This is a genomic window from uncultured Maribacter sp. (assembly GCF_963977385.1).
Classification (GTDB): Bacteria; Bacteroidota; Bacteroidia; order Flavobacteriales; family Flavobacteriaceae; genus Maribacter.
Window position 1 is genome coordinate 86748 of record NZ_CAXBOU010000018.1, and the last position, 23129, is coordinate 109876.

The 23129-nt window shown below is 35.1% G+C and carries 22 protein-coding genes and 1 tRNA gene; 4 read left to right on the top strand and 19 right to left on the bottom strand.

Annotation, left to right across the window (positions count from 1 at the left end):
* Positions 1–5: 5 nt before the first annotated feature.
* The 16 genes from AAC084_RS17190 to AAC084_RS17265 all read right to left on the bottom strand — a co-directional run bounded on the left by AAC084_RS17190 (position 6) and on the right by AAC084_RS17265 (position 13807).
* Entirely contained in the window at positions 6–491 is a 486-nt protein-coding gene (locus AAC084_RS17190) for a DUF6428 family protein (RefSeq protein ID WP_339841469.1), read from the bottom strand.
* Between the two features lie 15 nt (positions 492–506).
* Complete coding sequence (locus AAC084_RS17195) at positions 507–830, bottom strand: metalloregulator ArsR/SmtB family transcription factor (RefSeq protein WP_339841470.1); 324 nt, start codon at positions 828–830, stop codon at positions 507–509.
* A gap of 79 nt (positions 831–909) precedes the next feature.
* Positions 910–1431, bottom strand: a complete 522-nt coding sequence (locus tag AAC084_RS17200) for an NINE protein (protein ID WP_339841471.1) — start codon at positions 1429–1431, stop codon at positions 910–912.
* A 55-nt stretch (positions 1432–1486) separates the two neighbouring features.
* Entirely contained in the window at positions 1487–1873 is a 387-nt protein-coding gene (locus AAC084_RS17205) for a VOC family protein (RefSeq protein WP_339841472.1), read from the bottom strand.
* Positions 1874–1896: 23 nt separating this feature from the next.
* Complete coding sequence (locus tag AAC084_RS17210) at positions 1897–2352, bottom strand: DUF1801 domain-containing protein (RefSeq protein ID WP_339841473.1); 456 nt, start codon at positions 2350–2352, stop codon at positions 1897–1899.
* Position 2353: 1 nt separating this feature from the next.
* Positions 2354–3298 (bottom strand): 2-hydroxyacid dehydrogenase, encoded by a 945-nt coding sequence (locus tag AAC084_RS17215; RefSeq protein ID WP_339841474.1) that lies wholly within the window; start codon positions 3296–3298, stop codon positions 2354–2356.
* A gap of 10 nt (positions 3299–3308) precedes the next feature.
* Entirely contained in the window at positions 3309–3674 is a 366-nt protein-coding gene (locus AAC084_RS17220) for a cupin domain-containing protein (protein ID WP_339841475.1), read from the bottom strand.
* Between the two features lie 132 nt (positions 3675–3806).
* Entirely contained in the window at positions 3807–5162 is a 1356-nt protein-coding gene (gene mgtE, locus AAC084_RS17225) for a magnesium transporter (RefSeq protein ID WP_339841476.1), read from the bottom strand.
* Positions 5149–6015, bottom strand: coding sequence for a 16S rRNA (adenine(1518)-N(6)/adenine(1519)-N(6))-dimethyltransferase RsmA (rsmA, locus tag AAC084_RS17230; protein ID WP_339841477.1), 867 nt, complete (start codon positions 6013–6015; stop codon positions 5149–5151). The genes mgtE and rsmA overlap by 14 nt, the downstream gene beginning before the upstream one ends.
* Positions 6016–6035: 20 nt before the next feature.
* Positions 6036–6668, bottom strand: a complete 633-nt coding sequence (locus AAC084_RS17235; RefSeq protein ID WP_339841478.1) for a DUF4286 family protein — start codon at positions 6666–6668, stop codon at positions 6036–6038.
* Between the two features lie 89 nt (positions 6669–6757).
* A complete protein-coding gene (locus tag AAC084_RS17240) occupies positions 6758–8509 on the bottom strand; it encodes a tetratricopeptide repeat protein (RefSeq protein ID WP_339841479.1) in 1752 nt (583 codons plus the stop codon).
* Positions 8510–9062: 553 nt separating this feature from the next.
* A complete protein-coding gene (locus tag AAC084_RS17245) occupies positions 9063–9389 on the bottom strand; it encodes a multidrug efflux SMR transporter (RefSeq protein ID WP_339841480.1) in 327 nt (108 codons plus the stop codon).
* Between the two features lie 142 nt (positions 9390–9531).
* A complete protein-coding gene (locus tag AAC084_RS17250; protein WP_339841481.1) occupies positions 9532–9936 on the bottom strand; it encodes an OsmC family protein in 405 nt (134 codons plus the stop codon).
* Between the two features lie 152 nt (positions 9937–10088).
* On the bottom strand, positions 10089–11360 hold the full coding sequence (gene serS, locus AAC084_RS17255; protein WP_339841482.1) for a serine--tRNA ligase: 1272 nt from the start codon (positions 11358–11360) through the stop codon (positions 10089–10091).
* A gap of 187 nt (positions 11361–11547) precedes the next feature.
* Positions 11548–12879, bottom strand: a complete 1332-nt coding sequence (locus tag AAC084_RS17260; RefSeq protein ID WP_339841483.1) for an HTTM domain-containing protein — start codon at positions 12877–12879, stop codon at positions 11548–11550.
* Position 12880: 1 nt separating this feature from the next.
* A complete protein-coding gene (locus AAC084_RS17265) occupies positions 12881–13807 on the bottom strand; it encodes a bifunctional riboflavin kinase/FAD synthetase (RefSeq protein WP_339841484.1) in 927 nt (308 codons plus the stop codon).
* 52 nt (positions 13808–13859) lie between these two features.
* On the opposite strand from AAC084_RS17265, the gene AAC084_RS17270 reads away from it, so the two are divergent.
* Together AAC084_RS17270 and AAC084_RS17275 are read left to right on the top strand one after the other, a co-directional pair.
* Complete coding sequence (locus AAC084_RS17270) at positions 13860–17624, top strand: reprolysin-like metallopeptidase (protein WP_339841485.1); 3765 nt, start codon at positions 13860–13862, stop codon at positions 17622–17624.
* Positions 17621–18307 (top strand): hypothetical protein, encoded by a 687-nt coding sequence (locus AAC084_RS17275; protein ID WP_339841486.1) that lies wholly within the window; start codon positions 17621–17623, stop codon positions 18305–18307. The genes AAC084_RS17270 and AAC084_RS17275 overlap by 4 nt, the downstream gene beginning before the upstream one ends.
* A gap of 1 nt (position 18308) precedes the next feature.
* Here the strand turns inward: AAC084_RS17275 and pth are convergent, their stop codons facing one another.
* From pth to AAC084_RS17290, 3 genes are all read right to left on the bottom strand, one after another.
* A complete protein-coding gene (gene pth, locus AAC084_RS17280) occupies positions 18309–18938 on the bottom strand; it encodes an aminoacyl-tRNA hydrolase (RefSeq protein ID WP_339841487.1) in 630 nt (209 codons plus the stop codon).
* A gap of 86 nt (positions 18939–19024) precedes the next feature.
* Entirely contained in the window at positions 19025–19654 is a 630-nt protein-coding gene (locus tag AAC084_RS17285) for a 50S ribosomal protein L25/general stress protein Ctc (RefSeq protein ID WP_339841488.1), read from the bottom strand.
* A 46-nt stretch (positions 19655–19700) separates the two neighbouring features.
* Entirely contained in the window at positions 19701–20642 is a 942-nt protein-coding gene (locus tag AAC084_RS17290) for a ribose-phosphate pyrophosphokinase (protein WP_339841489.1), read from the bottom strand.
* 191 nt (positions 20643–20833) lie between these two features.
* Here AAC084_RS17290 and AAC084_RS17295 point away from each other — a divergent pair.
* Positions 20834–20913, top strand: a tRNA-Leu gene (locus AAC084_RS17295).
* A gap of 365 nt (positions 20914–21278) precedes the next feature.
* Positions 21279–23075 carry a ParB/RepB/Spo0J family partition protein gene (locus tag AAC084_RS17300; RefSeq protein ID WP_339841491.1) on the top strand — a complete coding sequence of 599 codons (1797 nt, stop codon included), beginning with the start codon at positions 21279–21281 and terminating at the stop codon, positions 23073–23075.
* The last annotated feature ends 54 nt before the right edge of the window (positions 23076–23129 follow it).

Sequence of the window (23129 nt, forward strand, 5' to 3'; positions counted from 1 at the left end):
ATGTTTTAGCAGCAACCACTACCAGGTGCACAAGACGATTCCATAACTTCTGCTGGTTCTGTTACACCACACGTTTCTTTTGCTTTACAATCTGTTTTCTCAACGCCTAAGTGAAAAAGTAGATTATTGTCCTTAATTTGATGAGATAAGACAAATAACTGAGCAGTATGAAACAACGAATTGCTGTATTCAAATTTTACTTCAACGTCTTTTTCCATTGGCTTTATTTGGTCTACCCTGTTTAAGATATCTAAGGCCTTCTGTGAAGCCATGTAATCTCTTTTATCAAGTTCTTCGGGACTTTCCCAAAGTTGAATTATAGTTTCTTTCCAGAAATCGGTTCCTGCGCCACAATCAACAGAATCAATAGTAATATTTTTTACTTCTGTGATATGGTAGTTTGCACCTACCAATAAACCAGGTGCATATTCAAATACTAAACTCTTATCTGAGTTTTCCTTTAATAAGGATAGAAATTCATTTGTTTTCATGTTTTAGAATTTTAATTAACAACAATTGCTTTTTGTGGTATTAAAAAATGAATTTAGAACGGCTTGTATTTCTGTCCATCTCGGTAGATTGATGCAATAGCAGACCTTCTTTCCTTCAATTTCCCCTTTTATGAGGTCAATACTTTTTAGTTCTTTTAAATGTTGTGAAATTGTTGGTTGTGCCAATCCTATTTCATCAACGATATCATTACAAATACATGAGTCTTGTTGACTTATATATTGTAAGATGGCAATACGAGCAGGATTAGATAATACCTTAAAGATAACAGCCAATTCGTTTTGCTCTAGATTAAAAATTTGTGTTTTGGTAACGCCCATTTCATATTTATATATTGCAATATTACGATAATAAATTAAATAAAAAAAGCCGGATAGTATTTTACCCGACTTTAATTTTTTAGAACCAAGGTTTTCTACCTACCTGATAGGTATTGTAAAACTCTTCATCTGATTTTGTTAAATAGATGATTCCCTCGATAACGCCTACTAAACCCATAGCAGAAGCTCCAATTCCACAAGTGAAAAATCCTACTACCAGTGTTATCGCTAACATTATAATTCCTTCTTTTTGATATCCCAAAATAAATTTGTGAATACCTAAACTACCTAATATAATAGCTAATATACCTGCTAGCATTTTTTTATTCTCGCCTCCAGCACCGCTAAATGCTTCTTTTGCTCCTGCTGTAAACTCATTAGCTGTTTTTTTAGCACCATCGCTAAATTCTTTCGCAGATTCTTTAGTGTCTTCTGAAAATTCTTTCGCAGATTCTTTTGCGTTGTCGTATGCTTTTTCAGATTTATCTTTGGCATTATCAAAGGCATCTTCCGCCTTGTCCCCTAAGTCCTTTGCAGATTCTTTAGCTTTGTCAAAAGCATCTTCTGCTTTATCTCCTAAATCTTTATTCTCGTCTGACATTTTCGTTATTATTTGGTGGTTATTATGAATGTTAAATGTAACAAATATTTGAACATCATAAAAATGCTTTATCAATAGGTTCCCAAAGTTCTATTTTATTACCATCGGGATCAAGGATCCAACCAAATTTTCCGTATTCAAATTCTTCAATATCACCGACCACTGTAACTCCTTCCTCTTTTAAAATCTGTAATAATTCCACTAAATTTTCTACCCTAAAATTCATCATAAAAGGCGATGTACTAGGCTTAAAATATGTTGTATCATCTTTCATAGGGCTCCATTGTGTTGAGCAATCATTTCCCTCTTTGTCTTTCCACCAAAAAGTACTTCCATATTGGTCTGTATCAAGACCTAAATGCTTATTGTACCAGTCTTTTACCTTGTTAGGGTCTTTCGTTTTAAAAAAGAAACCGCCTAATCCTGTGACTCTTTTTTTCATGATTCCGTTTTTTTAGATGTATTTTATTTTTTTAGATTTTTCTCATATAAATCAATCCATTCTCGGACCGTCATTTTAGTACACAGCTCTGCAATCAATTTATAAGGAATATCATCTAGGTTCTTGAATCGAATACAACTTTTACCCATATCTAGTTTACGTTTACAGTATTTCGGATATTCTGTGACAAACCATGTCATTAAATCAGTATTTGTATATATACCAGAATGATACAGTGCAATAAAATTCTTTTGAGATGCTAAATTTATAAAAGGCAAAGGAAGTCCTGAGTTTACATGATAACCGGCCGGATATAATGCATGTGGTACAACATATCCCAACATCCCATAGCTAAGTTGTTCTTCAAAGCCTACCGGTAGCTTTTGTGAAATAATAATGCGTAATTTATCAATTACCTCTCGCCGTTCTTGGGGTAGCTGGTTAACATAATCCTCAGGTGAATTGGCTGAATATTTCATTTTAAGCTAAAAATTTCGCTTTTATTTTATCAACTATGGTCTGCGCTAATTTTATTTTGCTTTCAACTGTCCAACCTGCTACGTGTGGTGAAAGTATGACTTGGTCTGAGTTTATTAAATATTGAAAAGCGTCAGGTAAGTTTCCTTCCGAAAACATATTTTCGAAAGAAGCCTTTTCATACTCTAAAACATCTAATCCTGCACCTAGAACCTTGCCCGATTTTAATGCTTCAACCAAATCAGCTGTTTTAATACATTTTCCTCTTGCAGTATTTATAATCCAAATAGGATTTTCAAATTTATTTAGAAATTCGGAATCTATCATACCGACTGTCAATTCTGTTTGAGGCACATGCAGACTCACTACATCAACGCGGTTTTGAAATTCCATAATTCCTACCTGTCTGGCATTTTCATCTTCTACACCGCCTTGTATGTCATAACAAACTACTTCCTCTACATCAAAGCCTTTTAGTTTTTTCGCAAACGCTTTGCCCATATTACCATAACCGATAATACCAACGACCTTGCCTTCTAATTCTATACCTCTATTGCCTTCGCGATCCCATTTTCCACTTCTAACTTCTCGGTCAGCCTCGTTTAATTTGTTGAATAGCGACAACAGCATACCCATGGCATGCTCACCTACTGCATTTCGATTACCTTCAGGCGCTGCGGCAAGAAATATACCTAACGATTTGGCGTGTTTTATGTCAATATTTTCAAGTCCGGCACCTAATCGACCAATAAATTTAAGGTTCTTCGCTTTATCTAAAAATTCAGCGTCAATAGTAAATCTACTGCGAATGATTAATCCGTCGTACTTATCAATTTTGTTTTCAATTTCTTTTTTAGATGAGGTGTAATCTTCATCGTTCTGAAAACCTAATTCAGAAAATTGTTCAATAATTAGTGGGTGGTTAACATCTACGTGTAATACTTTCATTTACTAGAAATTATATTTTTGGATAATTGGTTTGGGTTAATTCAGTTTCAACCTTTCCCGTATGGTTTGTAATTAATTTTTCAAATAATAATACCTGAACCTCTTCATTGTTTTTTGTGATTGGGCAATGCTCAACCCCTTTCGGAACAATAATTATTTCACCTTCGTTCACGACTTCGGTTCGATCTCTAAATTGCATATGAAGTGTTCCTTTTATAACTTGAAATAGTTCATCTTCATTTTCATGGGCATGCCATACAAATTCACCTTTTAACTTTGCCAGCAATACTTGCATATTATCTACAGTGCCGATTTGGTGTGGATGCCAATACGCATCAACCAACTCAAATTTGTCTTTTAGATTTATGCTCTTCATTGGTGCTGTTAATTTTTAAATGATGAATTATGCATGCTATCTTACATAGCGCGCACAATTAGACTTAAATAAAGTTGTATAAAGTAAGATACATAAAGGAATGGTAATCTAATAAGAAGAAAAAGTATTTTATTATATGCCTAAAATAAGCTTAGCGATAGAAAAGTAGATTAAAATACCGAAAATGTCATTTCCTGTTGTAATAAAAGGACCAGTGGCTACTGCTGGGTCAACGCCTCTTTTGTCTAAAAATACAGGTATAAAAGTACCTATCAATGCCGCTATTATAATGACTGCAACGAGGGCTACACAGAGTGTTATTGAAATCAGATAACTGGTGTGAAAGAAGAAATGACTTATTAGTAATACTATAGCAGCAATGGCAACTCCATTGATTAGGCCCAAGGTGAATTCTTTTATTAAACGATTTAAAATTTCGCCTTTTACCGTATTGTTTGCAAGACCTTGTACCATTATGGCCGATGATTGTACACCAACATTACCAGCAGTAGCTTGTATTAGGGGTACGAATATTAGAAGAATGGGAAATGTACTCATTACTTCTTGAAAACTGCTAATGATACTCGCTGCGCCAATACCACCAAACATACCAATAATTAACCATGGTAAACGAGCCTTGGTCAATTCCCAAATACTATCATCTGCCTCTACGCCTCTAGAAATACCTGCAGCCATTTGGTAATCGCGCTCTGCTTCTTCTTTAATAACATCAATAATATCATCAATAGTAATACGACCTACCAGTCTGCCTATTTCATCAACTACAGGTATGGCTTCCAAGTCATATTTACTCATAATCCTTGCCACTTCCTCAGGATCCTCATTTACATTTACATAATCTACTTTAGATATAAATACATCTTTTATATGTGTTTTGGTCGATGTAGTCAATAAATCCTTTAATGATAATCGACCTTTGAGTTTATCTTCATCATCTACCACGTATATAGAATGTACTCGAGTAACATTTTCAGCTTGTGCGCGCATTTCCTTAACACAAGTCAATACATTCCAATTTTCGTTAACCTTTACAAGCTCTTTAGCCATAAGACCACCGGCAGAATTTTCTGCATAACGTAAAAGGTCAACAATATCTTTAGCATGTTCGCGATCCTCTATTTTTGAGATAACATCTTGAACCTGCTCTTTAGGAAGTTCATTAATAATATCTGCCGCGTCATCAGTGTCCAATTCTTCAAGTTCACTGGCAATTTCTTTAGAGGATAGATTTCCTAGGATAGCTTCTCGAATATCCTCATCTAACTCCGTAAGAATATCAGAAGTTTTATCACTATCTAATAATTTAATCAGATAGGTAGCTTCATCATCATCAAGTTCATTGATAATTTCAGCAATATCAGCATAATGAACATCATGGAACAATGTAGTTAGTTCAGCATCATTTTGATTTTCAATGTGCTGTTCTATATCGTTTACAAGTTCTTCTGTAAGTTTAAAGGGTGTCATCTGCTATTTTCTTCGTCAATGCTATAAAATCTTCTACTGACAGTTGTTCCGGTCGTTGGTCAAATATAGTATCTTCTTTGAGATTATCTGAAAGAGCAAAGGTTTTTAAGCTATTCCTTAATGTTTTTCTACGTTGGTTAAAAGCAGTCTTAACTACTCTACGAAATAACTGCTCGTCACAAGGAAGTTGAAAGTTTGCTTTACGGGTAAGTCTTAATACACCCGATTGTACTTTTGGCGGTGGATCGAATACTTCTGGTTGTACCGTAAAAAGATATTCAGCATCATAGAAAGCCTGAGCTAAAACAGATAAAATTCCATATGCTTTACTGCCTTCTTTAGAGCATATCCGTTCGGCTACTTCTTTTTGAAACATACCAGAAAATTCTGGAACCTGATCCCTCAATTCGAGCATTTTAAAAACAATTTGGGTAGAAATATTATAGGGAAAGTTGCCCGTAATGCCAAATTGCTCTGTGCCGAATATTGTTTGAATATCAAAATTCAAGAAATCAGCTTCAATGACTTTAAAAGAACCATCACCTTCAAATGCTTTTGGATGCTCTAAAGGAAAGGTTTCATTTAGATATTTTATAGACTCCGTATCTAAATCCATCGCCACTAAATTACTGTTTCGTAGTAGTAGATATTTTGTTAAAACGCCTGTGCCAGGTCCGATTTCTATAACATTATGATATTCTTTTTGTAAAAGTGTATCAGCAATTTGTTTGGCAATATCTTCATCTTTCAAAAAATGCTGACCTAAGTGCTTCTTGGCTTTAACGGGACCTTTTTCCTGATGCTTTTTATGTGCATACTTATCACCTTTATTCTTTTTCCTTTTCGTTCCCATAATGTGTTCTTAAACCAAGCTTATTTAGCAATATATGCCCATGCTTTTTTTCCCGATGCTAATTGAATTTGAATGCGCTCATAAGCTTCACCTTCATAAATGTCGGCTTTTTGCAATTCTTGATGTGATAATGTGTAGACCCGCCCTTTAATGATATCTTCTTTTTGTCCTGTATGATGTAACGTCGGATAAAGGTCCGCGACCATGGTATCTGAAATAATATACAACGGTAAATCATCTTCAAAGCCAGTTAGGGGTCTAGAGAAAACACCTAATTGCACATCTCTTTCTTGTAAGGTGCCATAGGTAAACAAGTAATGTGTGGCGGTTGCTCGTTGAACAAAGTATTCATCTACAACTTCTAATTCTGTTTTAAAGGAAACCAATTTGCCTGCAAAATTACGTTGAATACTCTCTATTAATTTAGGAGCATCTTCTTCATAATATCGATCTAAAGTGGCTTTGTCTTGCACGGTATATTGAACAGAATAGGTGAAGCCACCCATATCTTCTTCGATCAATACTTTCGTAAATTTCGCACTTAAAAACTTACCTGTTGATAATACTTCTGGTATATGAATTTCTTTCATCCATTTTACCCAAGCATCATGGCTAGTTTCTTCAATATTGGTGGTTATATTATATATATACATGTGTTTTATTCAGATTCTATTTTAAACTCAAATGTTAGGTACAAAGTTAATTCAACCAGATCTTAAATTTAATTTTGCGAATAGAGTTTTTAATTAATTGAGTCGCCTCTTAATATTCTAAAGTTTTTTCTCGCTTGCGGAAAATAATAACTGTCTTGATAGTTGTAGATTATTTTTTCATAATGCTCTTTAGCTTTTGTAGTGTCTTTGTAGACTTTTCTGTAAAGCTCGCCCAAGGCATAATAGGCATCATCTGCTAAAATACCATTTCCATAAAAAGTGATTATTTTTTGATAGTTCAGCTGGGCTTCATCATATTTTTTTAGTGATTCAAATAACTGGGCCTGTTTAAGCAAAGCTTCATCCTCAATTTTTTCACCTTTATGATTTTCTAGAATATCGTTAAAAGCAGTTATAGCATCCTCGGTTTTATTCTGATAGGCTAAAAAATCTGCTCGGGCATATTTTTTTAAAGCTGTTTGGGTAGAATCTTCCAATGAATTATCAGAAATCAATAAGCTCAATTGCATTGCGTCATTGGCAATTAACTGTGATGTTGAGCTTCTTAAAACCTTCAACTGGGTCAACGCCCAATCAAAATCGCCTTTATAAAAGCTGGTTTGGGCAACTTTAAAGCGAGCATCTTGGCCAAGCACATCATTTTTTAATTTCTGTTGTATCTGCGAGAAATAGATTAGTGCTTCGTTGAATTTTTTATGATAGACCAAAATATCACCCAAAGCTAATTTTAGATAGGCAGTGCCGCGGTCACTTAATGGAAGCTCAAGACTATTTTTTAAAAGCTTTTCTGCTTGTTGTGGTTCATTTTTTTTAAACGTGAGAAAATTTGCGTAGGCTACTTGAAGCTGCAATGTCTGTGTCTTATATCCATACGCATCTAAAAGTGCGTCATACTTCTTTTGAATGGCATCTAATTGACCTTTAGAGGCGGTTATTAATTCAATATCGATTAGGTTTAACTCTGCATCTAGTTTGGTTATCTCGTTGTTCGTATTATCAATGATGTAGCTGTAAATCTCTTTAGCTACCTCATGTTCTTTATCTTCTAGGGCATTATCACCTAAATTCTCTAAACGTATGGTAGAACTGCCATTGATGCGTTTAAAAATTGCTTTTTCTTGTCTGAAGGCACTACTGTACTGATTTTGTTGCACAAATAGCCAACTAAGTAATTCGTTCCAAACGATATCAGGATTTTTCTGAGCGCGTTCAAGAAGAACTTTCTTTAAAACAATATTATTTTTATCCTCCGAATTTTCCGAAATAAAATCATCGATACTTCTTAGAATATTCGATTTTGAAGTTTTACCATCAATAACCAGATTTAGATAAGCATTGTACATGGCTTCAACATTACCCTGTTCACCATAAATACGTGCTAATTGAAAATTGAAATCTAATGCAGGGTTGAGACGCATCGATTTTTCAAAAGCCTTAACGGCCATATCTAATAAAGTGTACTTTTGAAATTGAAGACCAATAGCATATCCGTAATTGGGATTTTTAGGAATGATATCTAAAGCTTTATCATAATAGGCTTGTGCCATTTCTGCCTGTTCTTGTAGGGCGTAATTGTATCCTAAATCAACCAATAAAGTAGGGTAGGGGTTTCGGTCATTTAAACGTTCCTTTAGAAATTCACTAGCATCTTCATAACGTTCTAGTTGTTGGTAACATGCAACTAAATCTTGTACATATTGTGTACGTCTAGGATTTTTCTCTATTAATTTCTCGTAGAAAACTACAGCCTTTTCAAAATCGCCGTCAGCATAATATTGCTTGGCCAAGAAATCATCTTGTGCCCAAGCAAAAGTTGCCAATGTTAAATAAGTTAAGAGGAAGATTAAAAAACGCATATTCAAAGATACGTAGAATGCTATAAGATGTTGTTAAGGAGATGGTAACAACATAGGTGCAATATTTTTATATAGTGGAGAGTTATTGCGAGAACGATAGCAGTTTAGCGTTCGTTTAGAAAGTTCGCAAATACAATTATTTAATCTCTTGCCATCAAAAATTCGTTTCGGATTTTTTTCAATTCTTGATAGCTGTGTTGTAGGCTGTTTTGCTTGTGAGAAATGTAATAAACACCTTTTTTGACGAACAAGAGGGCGCTATATTTTTCAAAACCATGCAGAGTACAATATTTTACCCTTATTGGTATATCAAGAATATTTCCATTCGAAATTTTCTACCAAGTCACAATCAAGAATTATCTCTCGAATCCAAGTAAGCTCATCTTTATATTAGGGAAGTACATTAAGATATTCTGTAACTTTTTTATTCATGATAATCAGATTTTCAATTTATAACCTTAATAAAATTAAATCGTAAATCTATTTATTAGTTACTGAATTTCTAATTGGTATAAATTTAATGAGATACTACCTTTAAACCAATAATTGAGCCAATGAGAGTGGTGATGAAGAGCAGTCTAAGAAAAGTGGCAGGTTCTTTGAATACCACAATTCCCAGTAACACTGTGCCAACAGCGCCAATACCTGTCCATACTGCGTAAGCTGTTCCTATGGGCAGGGTTTGTGTAGCCTTTATTAAAAGGACCATGCTAATACATAGTGCAATAAAAAAACCTGTATACCATACGTACATTTCGTTACCTGTGGTTTCTTTGGCCTTTCCTAAACAGAATGCAAAGACTACTTCGAATACCCCTGCAATAATTAAAATAATCCAATTCATATTCTGATATTTATTTATCGTAAAGGTGGTATTTCTCTTTTGCTTATTCGTTATAGCAAATATCCATTTTCAAGTTGGTTTGTTAGCAGAATATATGAGGCTAATTTTGCTGTAAAAATAGAGGATAAAATATTCGTTTTTTCTACTCTGAAATTTTTTCAATTGTGCCATTTATGGTACAAGACAACTTTACCGTATTATAAATTGTTCCGAACTTTTCAATGTTTTTTTTAAGTAATTCGATATTCAGATTCTTGTCTTTACTATGTACTTTTAAAACATAGTTTATCTCGTCCATTCTTGGTGGTTTTTCTAAACGTGTGGCCTTCACTGAAATTTCAGCTGTGGTATATTCAAAATGCATAAGAACAGAAAAGCGCTCAACATTTTTAAGTATACAAGACGAAAATGAACCTAAAAATAACTCTGCTGGGTTTGGTAAGCTATCTGCTGTTTCTGGGGTAATTCCAAAATCAATGCTTGATTGCTTTATTTCTATAAGGGCATTGGTCTTAGAAAACGAATGTGCTTTTACTGTATATTCCATGTGCGAATTATGTTTTAAACCAATCTTTAAATTTAAGGAATTTCTTAAAAAGGAAACGCCGTGTAAATTAAATTTACACGGCGTTTCCTTTTTAATTACTCTTACAACTGCCAATTCACATTTGCAGTACTAAAAGTTAAAATTTATCAAGATTAATTAATTATATCAAAGCCACAATAAGGCACTAATACATCTGGTATTCTAATGCCTTCTGGCGTTTGATAATTTTCTAAAATTCCCGCTAATACACGAGGCAAGGCTAATGAGCTACCATTTAAGGTATGTGCTAATTGATTTTTTCCATTTTCATCCTTGAACCGTAATTTTAACCTATTCGCCTGGTAGGTTTCAAAATTAGAAACAGAACTTATTTCTAGCCAACGGTCTTGTGCGGTTGAGAATACTTCAAAGTCAAAAGTAAGTGCAGCCGTAAATCCTAAATCACCACCACAAAGGCGCAAAACACGGTACGGTAGTTTTAATTCTCTTAAAATATTCTTTACATGTTCTACCATTCCGTCTAAAGCATCATAAGATTTCGTTGGATGTTCTACCCGAACAATTTCAACCTTATCAAATTGGTGTAAACGGTTTAGTCCCCGAACATGTGCACCATAACTACCAGCTTCTCTTCTAAAACATGGTGTGTAGCCTGTATAAGTAATAGGGAAATCGCTTTCGTTTACAATTACATCTCTGAAAATATTGGTAATTGGTACTTCTGCGGTTGGTATTAAGTAAAGATCGTCTGCCGTTACATGATACATCTGACCTTCTTTATCAGGCAACTGTCCAGTACCATAGCCAGATAGTTCATTTACTAAATGAGGCACTTGAATCTCTGTGTACCCTGCTTCTGTGTTTTTATCTAAGAAGTATGCGATTAAAGCACGTTGTAAACGGGCGCCTTTACCTTTGTAAACAGGAAAACCTGCTCCTGCTATTTTTACTCCTAATTCAAAATCGATGATATCATACTTTTTTGCTAGTTCCCAATGTGGTAGTGCAGCAGCATCTAAAACAGGAATATCACCTTCTCTGAAAATTTCTTCATTATCCTCTTCAGAAGACCCTTTACGAACAGAAGAATGTGGAGCATTTGGTATCTGGTATAACAATGCTTGTAGCTTTTCTTCGATAGTATTTAAATCTTCGCCCAGTTGTTTAGATTCTTCCTTTAAGTTGACCGTTTGTTCTTTAAGCGAATCAGCTTCTTGAGCCTTTCCTGTTTTGTACAATACACCTATTTCTTTCGAAAGCTTATTAGCTTCTGCCAAAATGTTATCTAAACGTGTTTGTGTAGTACGTCTATTTTCGTCTAATTGAATGATATTTTCCAATAGTGGCTTGGCATCAATATTTCTCTTTGCAAGGGCAAGGATAAGTTCTTCTTTATTATCTCTTATGGTATGTATTTGTAACATTACTGGTCGTATTTGGCTGCAAATTTACACTAATCTTAGATTTAAACTGGCTACCTCTAAGGTCTAAACATCGATTAAATTGGTTTTTGAACATTTTATATTAGATATCATCAATATTGACGAGTTAGGCGACGAGTTTTTAGAGCAAATCGAATAAACTATGTCAGCATTAAATCAATTTAAAAAGTTACTTGTTTGCCTGTAAGTTTGACGGCAAAATCCAAGTGTGGTGTTTTAATGGTTTCCATGGTTCTGCAGCCAAGTCAATTGTTGAATTTAAAAATGGTACAAATGACTTTCCGTTGATGCTGATTTGGGAATTCTCTAAATGGACAGCAACATCCATATTCTTTTTTTCGAATTCTATCTTTAAATATTGGGCGAACTGCCATGCAAAATCCGGATAGGCAAATACTTTTCGTTGTTGACCAGGGGTAAGATAGTTTTTGGGTATTATCTCGAAAACTTCCTGAGTGTTTTTGTCGATGACCTTAAAATCTCCTTTGCCACTTCGACTTCTCAACATCATTCGCCAGCTCATTCGATGACCTTCCTCCGTCCATAAAACATCATCGTCAATAGTATAATGCCTAATTGGCAATAATAATTGGACAATAAAATAAATGACAGCTACCAAGATTAGGCTGCTTTTGTGATTGGGAATTACAATTTCGTTTGATTTAGTATAGGGTTGTTTTGACTTGAAAAATATACTTCGTATAGTTTTTGGCTCAAAAAAGAATACGGAAAAGGCTATCGATAAATATGGAAAAATACCTATTTGAAAAATAATGGAATTAAACAAATGAAAGAAAACAGATAGAAAAAATGCTATTTTCCGGGTCCGCTTCCAAAGTAAAGCTGGTACAATAAGCAAGTCGAATAACACCCCTACTATTCCTATAATAGTATGTACCCATGGTTGTTGTAAAAATTCACCTATCACCCAATAATTTTTTTTAGGTCGCATCAAAACTTCAATCATACTGAAATCTAGCCAGTCTCCGTACATTTTAGCAATAGATGCGTATACGTAAACAATAAATAGTTGAAGCACAATAGTCCATTTAACATAACTGTACATTGAATTGGTTTCTAACTTCGGATTTAATTTGACATCAATTGATTTTGCTCTTCCTGCAGGAAAAAAGCACATCAAAAAAGAAATTAAAATAAGTAAATAGTAGTGGTTATTATAAGCGGTTTTTTGCATTAAATAGGTAGCCGTCCATAATAGGGTGAAGGTTATCATGCTCGCCCGGTATTTAAAACCAAAAGCTATAAATAGACCCAAAAGGCCCATAAGACTAAAGTAGAAATACATGCCTAAACCAGGTAAAGGTTGTAGCCAATCAAAATCAATAAATGGAAAATTGTATTTAGGGTCTATTAGGTTCCGCTTTACCCAGCCCGTAGCGATTGCGCCAAAACATTCAAGGGATATTAAAATACCAAAGAATATGCGAAAAATGATTAAAGAGCTATTATCTATACGTTGAAATAATAACCTGTTTAACATACTATCGCTGAATATATTGGAGTGATTTTTCTTTGTCTTTTACTAATTGCGCTTTTAAAGCATCTATCGATTCAAACTTATGTTCATCTCTTAAGCGTGCTAAAATATCGACTTGTATCTTTTTATCATAAAGATCAGCATCAAAGTCGAAGAAGTTAATTTCAATTGATTTCGCCGTGCCATTGACAGTTGGGTTAAAGCCAATATTCATCATGCCATAAACTATTTTACCATCCAAAGTGCTTTTAACGATATACGCACCATTTTTAGGTATTAGCTTATAATTTTCAGCAATTGAAAGGTTTGCGGTAGGGTAACCTAGTTGTTTGCCAATTCCTTTTCCTCTTACAATAGTACCTGTAAGCATGTATTCATATCCTAAATAACTATTTGCCGTATCTATATCACCATCTTCTAAGGCCTTTCTGATTTTTGTAGAACTTACAGAAACATCATCGATTTCTTGTGCAGGAATCTCATCGACAGTAAAGTCTAACGCATTGCCAAAAGCAATTAAATCCGTTATGTTGGCATTTCTATTACGACCAAATCTATGGTCATAACCAATAATTACCTTTTTAATATTTAAGGTGTTGACAAGAATATCACGAACGAATTCAGTAGCCGTTAGTCTTGAAAATTCTTTTGTAAACGGATGAATTATTAAAACATCTAAACCAAGTCGTTCTAAGATACTGACTTTTTCATCTATTGTATTCAATAGTTTAATGTCGGTATCTTTTTGCAAAACCATTCGCGGATGAGGAAAAAAAGTCAGTACCGACGATTTAAGCTCTGTGCTCTTGGCATGGTTTATGATTTTGTTAAGTATTTTAAGGTGACCTATATGCACCCCATCAAAGGTGCCAATAGTAATGACTGTGGGATATTCTTCTTTATATTTGGAAATGTTGCGGACTGTAATCACCTATGATAGAAAATAAAAAGACTTATATTTGATTTGAGATAAAAGCCTCTTAATGATTGCAAAATTACGCCTAGTTTTTTCAATTACCATAGTATTTCTTTCCTTTTACGGGGTAGCTCAATCTACATATTGGAAAAATACGGAATTAACGGGACTTGCTAAACAGTTTTCTAAGCAACGTATTCAAGTTGATAAAGGGAAAGGCTTTGTTTTAAATCAAGAACAATTTTTTAATGCCCTTTCTCTAAAGACAAGTTCTAAAATAATTTATTTCCCTGATGAACAGGGTAAATTAATTCCATTTCAAGTAGAGGAGGCAAATGTGTTTTCTGCCAAACTTGCTGAAAGGTATCCTTCCATAAAATCATATAAAGGAATCGCTTTGCATGATGCGGCTATGCAGGTTCGTTTTAGTATTTCTCCAAAAGGTATACAAAGTATGATAAGTACACCCGGGGACAGTGGAGCACTTTTTATGCAAAAATCTGCCACCGATACCTATGTTTTATATCGAAGAACAGATCAAAAAGAAAGCGACCTAAATTTTATCTGTCGTACAATGCCTAAGGTAATGGAGTTTTCTCAAAATACAACCGCTAAATTGGTAGATGATCAGACTCTTAGAACTTTTAGGGTTGCTATTTCAGCTTCTGGTGAATATACTCAATTTCATGGCGGTACTAAGGCAGATGCACTTGCAGCAATCAATGCGACCTTGACAAGAATAAATGCGATTTTTGAGCGTGATTTAGCAATAAGTCTTGAGTTAATCGATAATACCGATTTGGTGATTTTTACAGACCCTGAGACGGATCCCTATACAGGTAGTTTAAGTGCTCAAGTTCAAAATACCCTTACCAATATTATCGGTGAAGCTAATTATGACATTGGACATTTGTTTAACCAACAAGATAATACCTTAGATGGTAATTCTGGTTTTATTGGGGCCGTTTGTACAGACAATAGAAAAGGTAGTGGTTATACAACTTTGTCTTCTCCTACAGGTGATGCTTTTGATATTGATTTAGTCGCCCACGAAATGGGGCATCAATTTGGTGCAAACCATTCTTTCTCACATATTTCTGAAGGTACCATAGTACAGGTTGAGCCAGCAAGTGGTACAACCATAATGGGTTATGCAGGTATAACAGGGAGCAACAACGTTGCAGCGAACAGCGATGATTATTTTCATTATGTAAGTATTGTTCAAATAAGGGATTATTTACAAACTGTTTCTTGTGGTGAAACTCAAGTTATAATTAATACACCACCAACATTACTTCCTTTGTCTAACTATAGTATTCCTAAAGGAACGCCGTTCGTTTTAACTGGTGAGGCAAATGATGTTGATGCATTGAATGTTCTTAGTTATACTTGGGAACAGATAGATAATGGTGTGGTTACGCAAGCCACTTTCGGGCCTAATAACCCTGCAGGGGCTAATTTTAGGTCTTTACCTCCAAGCCTTTTACCAGAACGTTATTTTCCTAAATTAAATCGAGTTTTAAGTGATGAGTTGACACAAATATCGCCTACAGTAGGCGATGCTTGGGAAACAATTTCGAATATTGGACGTGAAATGAAATTTTCATTGACCGTACGTGATAATGCTTTAAACGGTGGCCAATCAATTTCAGATGAATTGCAGGTATCTATATTAAACGAAGCTGGGCCATTTGTAGTTACCTCGCAAGATACCGAACTATCTTTTCAGGCAGGGTCGGTACAGACTATAACATGGGATGTTGCCAATACCGATATTGCGCCAATTAGCGCAGAAACCGTATCAATATTTTTGTCTACAGATCGTGGTATTACTTATCCTATAGTGTTGGTTGAAAATACTATTAATGATGGAAGTCAAAGTGTAATTATTCCAAATGTATCGACCACCTCCGGTCGTATTATGGTGAAAGCCGATAATAATATTTTCTTTTCGGTTAATTCCGCTGGTTTTTCTATTACACCGTCTGAGATAGTACTTAGTTTTGAGGACGTTGTCTTCGATGTATGTAAGCCTAATGATATAACAATACCTTTTATTTATGAAACTAATTTGGGTTTTAACGAGGTAAGTACATTCAGTGCGGCAGATATGCCTATTGGCTTAACAGCACAATTTACGCCAGTATCTGCAGATACTGATAATACCTCTGTTATTATTGACTTTGAAGGTGTTTCAGGTATAGCTGTCGGTACGTATCCTATTCGAATTTTGGCTACTTCTGCGACTGTTACTAAGGAAGTTACCCTTCAGTTAAGGGTTTATGATGATAATTTTGAAGTAGTACCATTACTGGCTCCTGTTGATAATATGGTAGATGTATCTAAAGACATTGTTTTACTATGGGAATCTGCTGTAGGTAACACACTATACGATGTTGAAATTGCTGCCGATGTCAATTTTTTAAATATTATAGAATCTGCAACCGTAGGTACAGATTCATACTCGCCTACACTTTTAGATAATAACAGTGAATATTTTTGGAGAGTAAAACCAAAAAATGATTGTGGCGAAGGTGTTTTTGGTACTCCATTTAGTTTTTCAACTATACAGTTTAATTGTGCCACAAAAGATGCAACGGCATTACCTATTGCTATATCAAGTAGTGGAACCCCTGTTGTTAGTTCTAAAATTGTATTCTATGAAGATTTGCCTGTGGCCGATATGAATGTTACCATAGAACTTAATCATACTTTTTTAGCAGATTTGGTTATTAGTCTAACATCACCCGCTGGTACTATGGTTACTTTAGTTTCTAGCTCATGTGGTGAAGCAAGAAATATTAATGCCACTTTTGATGATGACAGTCCTGCTTTTAATTGTTCTATTGACCCAGGTATTAGTGGTATTGTGAAACCATTGGGAAGTTTAAGTGCGTTTAATGGTGAGTCGATACTTGGGGAATGGACTTTAGAAATAAGAGATAACGCGCCTTCTGACGGAGGTAGTTTGAAGGCTTTTTCTCTTGAAGTTTGTGTAGAAGGAGATTTTAGACCAGATGCGGATAACGATGGAGTTTTTGACGATGGGGATGATCTCTGCCTTGGTACACCAGAAGGATTGGAAGTTGATGCTTCTGGATGTCCAGTTTATCGTTTTCCTGCTGAAAACTTTACGGTAAGTTTAGTAAGTGAAACGTGTAGCGATAATAATGATGGATCATTAACTGTAATTCCGAAACTTGCTCTTGATTATCAAATAACGGTTTTGGGGAATGGAATAAACTTAACTCAAAATTTTTCTAATTCCTTTAATTTGGCGAATTTGAGTTCTGGTACTTATTCACTTTGTATTACTGGAACTGACGGTAGTATTTCTTATATTGAATACTGTGTAGCAGTTCAAATAACAGAACCATCACCGTTAAGTGTTACATCTAAAATTGCATTGGATGGCTCACAAATTACCCTTGAGATGGAAGGGTCTACTTTCTTTACGATAGAGTTAAATGGAATTTCGATACAGACTGAAGAATCCATTTTGGTTTTAGATTTAGAGAAAGGATTGAACACACTTAAAGTGACTACCGATATTCCGTGTCAAGGAATTTATGAAGAACAAGTTGGCTTTTTTGAAAAACCAATTGTTTTTCCAAATCCTGTAATTGATATTCTTCAAGTTTATTTAGGTGCTATTGATGAAGAAGTAAATGTGGGTATTTTTGGAGCTGATGGAAGATTGATTTTAAGTTCTAGCGTGTCTACGCAACAAGGAATAATAGAGTTAGATTTGAGTTCATTGTCTAGTGGTATTTATTATATTAAATACGAAGGAAAGACGATAAAAGGAACCTCTAAAGTAATTAAAGAATGATGCGCTTTTTGTTTTTAGGTATATGTTTAATGATGGTTTTTACAAGCTGTAAAAAGAAAAGTACGCCAGTGCCTCCAGAAGCTGCGCAGCTAGTTTATCCAGAACAAAATTCTGAATGTACTACTGGTCAAAGTTTAGGCAAGGAGACTAGTCAGGTAGAATTTCGTTGGTCTGCAGCCGATAATACCGAAACCTATGAATTAAGGGTGACGAATACTGCTAACGGTACAGTACAGACTATTGCGTCATCTAGCACTTCTGCAAAATTGCCATTAGAAAAAGGAGAGCAATTTTCTTGGATTGTACGTTCTAAAAATAGTCGAGTGGAGCAATCGGTATTGAGTGAGGTATGGAATTTTTATAATTCAGGTTCAAGAACAACATTTGCACCTTTTCCGGCAACAATTGTGAGTCCGGCATCTTCAGAAAATGTCTTTAAGGATATCAATAACGAGGTTGTCATATCATGGACAGCGTCAGATTTAGACGATGATATCGTGAATTATGAAGTTTATTTTTCCGTTGAAACACCTCCTATAGATTTGCTTCAAACACTGCAGCCAGAAGTAAATAGTATTAAAGCGTCTGTTACGGCAGATACCGTTTATTATTGGAGTGTTGTCGTAATTGATGCTGAAGGTAATAAATCAAATTCTGGTATTTATAATTTTAAAGTGCTGTAATCTAGGTGTTATTATATTGATTCATGGTGCGAGCAATACCAGCGAGTACAAATGAACTAATTACCTCTGTAGAACGCTGTAAACGCTCCGCAATCGTTTCTTTTTCTTCATCGTTCCATTGGCCTAAAACATAATCAACTTGTTTGCCATTGCCAAAATCTGCACCTACTCCAAACCTGAATCTATTATACGAGATTGTAGCGAGAAATAGCTGAATATCCTTTAATCCATTATGTCCGCCATTGCTTCCTTTTGTCTTTATGCGTATGGTGCCAAATGGTAGATTAATATCATCAGTAATTACTAAAATATTGCCTAGTGGAATCTTCTCTTTATCCATCCAATATTTTAAAGCCTTACCACTACGGTTCATATAGGTTGAGGGTTTTAAGCAAATTACAGTTCTGCCTTTAATCTTAAATGAGCCTATATCGCCTAGTTTAGCGGTTTCGAAATTAAAATCGTGTGCCTTAGCCACTTCATCTAAAACTTTAAACCCGATATTATGACGGGTTTCTGCATATTCGTCTCCTATATTGCCTAAACCGACAATCAAATATTTTTTCATAGGGTCTTTTTCTTCACTAATTAAATTCGTTTTTGTGAAAATTGATTTAAAAAAACGAAACATAATCTATTTGAATTAAGGGATAAAAATACAAAAGCATCCCAATACATGTATCGGGATGCTTATTAGTAAATCTTATAATAAGATGTCTATTCTTGAGCAGCTTCTTCTGAAGCACCTTCGGCACCTTCAGCTCCTTCTTCTCCTTCTTCATCTTCGTCAACAGCAATTGCAGTACGAGCAGTTTTAACTTGTACAACGACAGTAGTATCTGGGTGTAAAATGGTGAAATCATCATTCAACAAAGAACCTACAGCTATGTTTTGACCGATTTTCAATTTAGAAATATCGATATCAAAGAAATCTGGTAATTTGTCTGGTAATGCTTTAATAGCAAGTTTACGTTTTCTAAACAATAAACGTCCACCATTACGTTCACCTGGAGAGTTTCCTTCTAAACGTACAGGAATATCCATAGTAACCATTTTGTCATCGAACAATTGATAAAAATCAATGTGTATGATGCTGTCGGTTACAGGGTGAAACTGAATATCTTGCATTACTGCTTTAAGAGAAGCTCCACCATCTAATTCAATTGCAACTGTATGTGCATTTGGAGTGTAAACCAAGTCTCTGAACGCTAGTTCATTTGCTGAAAAGTGTAATGGTTTATCCCCTCCGTATACTACGCAAGGAACCTTTCCAGCATTACGTAGGGCTTTTGTTGCCTTTTTGCCCACGCTTTCTCTTTCTGATCCTTTAATTGTAATTGACTTCATTATATGTATTAAAAATTAATATTCTATTTTTTGGTTTTCTTCCTAATTACATTAAAAAATTAGAAGAAATAGAGGTGTTGTTGTGTACTTTTTCCATTACGTCTGCAAACAGATTAGCACAGCTTAATACTCTTACTTTATCACTCTTTATTTCTATTGGAATAGAGTCAGTGATAATCAATTCCGTTAATTTCGAATTCTCGATTTTTTCGTACGCATCACCTGATAATAATCCGTGTGTTGTTATTGCTCTTACACTAAGAGCACCACGCTCCATCATTAAATCTGCTGCCTTTGTCAAAGTTCCGGCGGTGTCAACCATATCATCAACAAGAACCACATTTTTTCCCTGAACGTCACCAATAAGTTCCATATGTGAAATAACATTCGCTTTAGCTCTTTGTTTGTAACATACAACCACATCACAATCCAAGGCTTTTGAATATGCGTATGCTCTTTTAGAACCACCCATATCTGGTGAAGCAATGGTTAAGTCTTTTAGCCCAAGATTTTTTAAGTAAGGCAAAAATAGGGTTGATGCAAAAAGATGATCAACCGGCTTTTCGAAAAAGCCCTGTATTTGATCGGCATGCAAATCCATTGTAATAATTCTAGTAGCGCCTGCTGTTTCGAGCATTTTGGCAACAAGTTTCGCTGCAATAGGAACTCTAGGTTTGTCTTTTCTGTCTTGTCTTGCCCAGCCAAAATAAGGTATAACGGCTGTTATATGACGGGCCGATGCTCTTTTTGCAGCATCTATCATCAATAACATTTCCATTAAATTTTCAGGACCAGGGTGTGTCGAACCAATTAAGAAAATTCTTGTACCTCGGATAGATTCTTCAAATGAAGGCTGAAACTCACCATCACTATAACGGGAAAATATTACATTTCCCAATTCCATTCCGTATGCCTTAGCGATTTTTTCGCCTAAGATTTTACTTTGGGTACAAGCAAATATTTTCGGTTGTGGAACTTGGTATGACATGTCTTTCTTGTTGTTTTCCAAACAGTTGCTTCAATTACTTGCTGAAGTTCTTGTTTTTAAGGAGGTGCAAATTTAAAAATTAAATTTGGTTGCTAATGCATAAATCTTGTTATTTTTGGTGATAGAAAGAAAATAATTATTTAGTTTTGCAGTCCTATTTTTACAGGAGGTCGTTTTTAAATGGCAATTATGCTCGAGTGGCGGAACTGGTAGACGCGCTGGATTCAAAATCCAGTTCTTCGGAGTGCGGGTTCGATTCCCGCCTCGAGTACAGCAAGGGAAAGCCGAGATTTTTGTCTCGGCTTTTTTATTTTAGGTACAACATAGGTACAACATTGTTCTTTTTTCTTAAGCAACATTTGTTTTAGTTCTGAATCTATTCATTTGTTATCAATCTTTATAAATTCTAAGTCAGAATAATAAATTTTACTAAGCTGTAACCTGGGTTCTTCGTAAGGAAAGTTTATTATCATACAATATAACCGCAATTTAAACTCGTAAAATACTTCCATCAAAAGACTACGGCATAAAGCCAACGCTTTTCCCTTGCTTATTTATTCCGTTTCCTTTTGAGCCAAGATTTTATCTTCCGTTTGGTTCCTGCTTAAATATTGTTGAATCTAAAATTTAAGTATTATGACAACAAAAGCAGTTAAAACGAGAAGGAACGGTAAAGCCAATGCAACCGTTAAAAATGAAGTCAAAGAAAAATTGACTCGAAAAGCTATTGGACTGGAAATTCAAAATTTGAATATCGAAAAGGTTATTCCAGACCCGATGCAGCCTAGGAAAACTTTCAATGAATTATTATTAAAAGAGCTTTCAGAAAGCATCGAAAAACACGGGGTACTTCAACCGATTACAGTTCGAAAATCAGAAAAAGAATACATCATCGTGATGGGCGAACGACGTTATCGTGCCAGTAAGTTAGCAGGTAAAGAGACTGTGCCTTGTATCGTGAGAGATTACGAAAGCAATGCAATCTTGGAAATTCAAATTATCGAAAATTTACAACGGCAAGATGTAGAACCTACAGAGGAAGCAGATGCCATTGCCTATCTAAGTGAAAAATATGCGCCGACCGAGATTGCGAAGCGATTGGGCAGAAGCGATAATTTCATCAGACAGCGACTAAAATTAGCTGGACTTATCGAAGGTTTCAAAATATTCGTTCGTAGTGGCGAAATGACCATTTCATTAGGTGTCGGTGTCGCACTTTTTGAGCCAGAAGAACAACAAATGATGTTGGAAACTATGGGAGAAGAATTTAGTGCGCATCAAATCAATAGAATGATAAAAAATCAGACCTATGATTTAGAGAAAGCACCGTTTGATGTGGAAGATTCAGCATTGGTTGCAAAAGCTGGGGCTTGTAATGTGTGCCCGTTCAATGCCGCAAATCAGGGAAACCTATTTGGGGATGGAAAGATGGTCTGCACAAAATCATCCTGTTACGAATCCAAGAAAAACAAATCGTTCTTGAACTTGATTGAGAAATCGACGAAAGAGAATGTGCTATTGATTCCTGAAATACGCAAGTATTGGGCAGATGATGAACGTAATCAGTTGGTCATCTCACAGCTAGAAAAAAATGGTTTGAAGGTCTATCTGCTGGACGATGTTGAAATCATTGAAAAACCAATTGACCCAACATTGGAAGCCATAAAAGAGGAATATCGAAATTACGACTACAATGAAGACGAGCTAAAAGAAGATTTTGACGAGGCTATCAAGACCTACAACGAGGAATTGGAAAAATACAATTCAGCTACAGCCAATGGATTTAGAAATGGCATCGTTTTTCATCCTGAATCGTATCTACACAAAGAAGTTTTCGTGAAGCTTATTGAAAAATCCAAAGAGGAAAGCGAAGTGCATTCTGTTCCATTATCGAACAGAAAAATGGATGATTGTACACCAGATGAACAAATTATCAAAATTAATGAAAGGGAAATCCGGAAGAAACAAATCGAGAATAACCGACAGTTTGAAGAAGTAGTAACAATGATTCGAGAGACCAACTACATCGAGACCAAGAAAACGCTTTCGGTGGATGAAATGGTAGCCTTTTCAATTTCGCTCTACGAAAACAATGTGGACTACTTTAGTCAGCAAAAGTACTTTTCAGGATTATTGGGCGATACATCAAAGCTATCCAAAGTTGAAATCGTTGAGAATTTCAAGAAGAAGTTCAAAAAAGAAATTTTTCATAAGCTGATACGGTATATGCTTACCAAGCAAGTGCATTTTGGGGAAAGTAATCACGTGAACAATCTGACTAACATTTCATTCTACAATGCCATGCAAGGATATCATAAAACTAAGATTACCGATATCGAAAAGCAATACATTGAAAAAAGGGATATACGTGAAGAACGTTTAAAGGCAAGAATAGCCATACTTGAAAAAGAAATTGAGGATTTCAAAGAGTAGCTTTTGTTGGAAGGAAGAGTCGGCATTCGTGCTGGCTCTTCTTTTTTTTAGATA

Bases quoted from the DNA above. Each gene is read 5' to 3' on its own strand.
- AAC084_RS17190 (WP_339841469.1), bottom strand. From the start codon at position 491: ATGAAAACAAATGAATTTCTATCCTTATTAAAGGAAAACTCAGATAAG.
- AAC084_RS17195 (WP_339841470.1), bottom strand. From the start codon at position 830: ATGGGCGTTACCAAAACACAAATTTTTAATCTAGAGCAAAACGAATTG.
- AAC084_RS17200 (WP_339841471.1), bottom strand. From the start codon at position 1,431: ATGTCAGACGAGAATAAAGATTTAGGAGATAAAGCAGAAGATGCTTTT.
- AAC084_RS17205 (WP_339841472.1), bottom strand. From the start codon at position 1,873: ATGAAAAAAAGAGTCACAGGATTAGGCGGTTTCTTTTTTAAAACGAAA.
- AAC084_RS17210 (WP_339841473.1), bottom strand. From the start codon at position 2,352: ATGAAATATTCAGCCAATTCACCTGAGGATTATGTTAACCAGCTACCC.
- AAC084_RS17215 (WP_339841474.1), bottom strand. From the start codon at position 3,298: ATGAAAGTATTACACGTAGATGTTAACCACCCACTAATTATTGAACAA.
- AAC084_RS17220 (WP_339841475.1), bottom strand. From the start codon at position 3,674: ATGAAGAGCATAAATCTAAAAGACAAATTTGAGTTGGTTGATGCGTAT.
- mgtE (WP_339841476.1), bottom strand. From the start codon at position 5,162: ATGACACCCTTTAAACTTACAGAAGAACTTGTAAACGATATAGAACAG.
- rsmA (WP_339841477.1), bottom strand. From the start codon at position 6,015: ATGGGAACGAAAAGGAAAAAGAATAAAGGTGATAAGTATGCACATAAA.
- AAC084_RS17235 (WP_339841478.1), bottom strand. From the start codon at position 6,668: ATGTATATATATAATATAACCACCAATATTGAAGAAACTAGCCATGAT.
- AAC084_RS17245 (WP_339841480.1), bottom strand. From the start codon at position 9,389: ATGAATTGGATTATTTTAATTATTGCAGGGGTATTCGAAGTAGTCTTT.
- AAC084_RS17250 (WP_339841481.1), bottom strand. From the start codon at position 9,936: ATGGAATATACAGTAAAAGCACATTCGTTTTCTAAGACCAATGCCCTT.
- serS (WP_339841482.1), bottom strand. From the start codon at position 11,360: ATGTTACAAATACATACCATAAGAGATAATAAAGAAGAACTTATCCTT.
- AAC084_RS17260 (WP_339841483.1), bottom strand. From the start codon at position 12,879: ATGTTAAACAGGTTATTATTTCAACGTATAGATAATAGCTCTTTAATC.
- AAC084_RS17270 (WP_339841485.1), top strand. From the start codon at position 13,860: ATGATTGCAAAATTACGCCTAGTTTTTTCAATTACCATAGTATTTCTT.
- AAC084_RS17275 (WP_339841486.1), top strand. From the start codon at position 17,621: ATGATGCGCTTTTTGTTTTTAGGTATATGTTTAATGATGGTTTTTACA.
- pth (WP_339841487.1), bottom strand. From the start codon at position 18,938: ATGTTTCGTTTTTTTAAATCAATTTTCACAAAAACGAATTTAATTAGT.
- AAC084_RS17285 (WP_339841488.1), bottom strand. From the start codon at position 19,654: ATGAAGTCAATTACAATTAAAGGATCAGAAAGAGAAAGCGTGGGCAAA.
- AAC084_RS17290 (WP_339841489.1), bottom strand. From the start codon at position 20,642: ATGTCATACCAAGTTCCACAACCGAAAATATTTGCTTGTACCCAAAGT.
- AAC084_RS17300 (WP_339841491.1), top strand. From the start codon at position 21,279: ATGACAACAAAAGCAGTTAAAACGAGAAGGAACGGTAAAGCCAATGCA.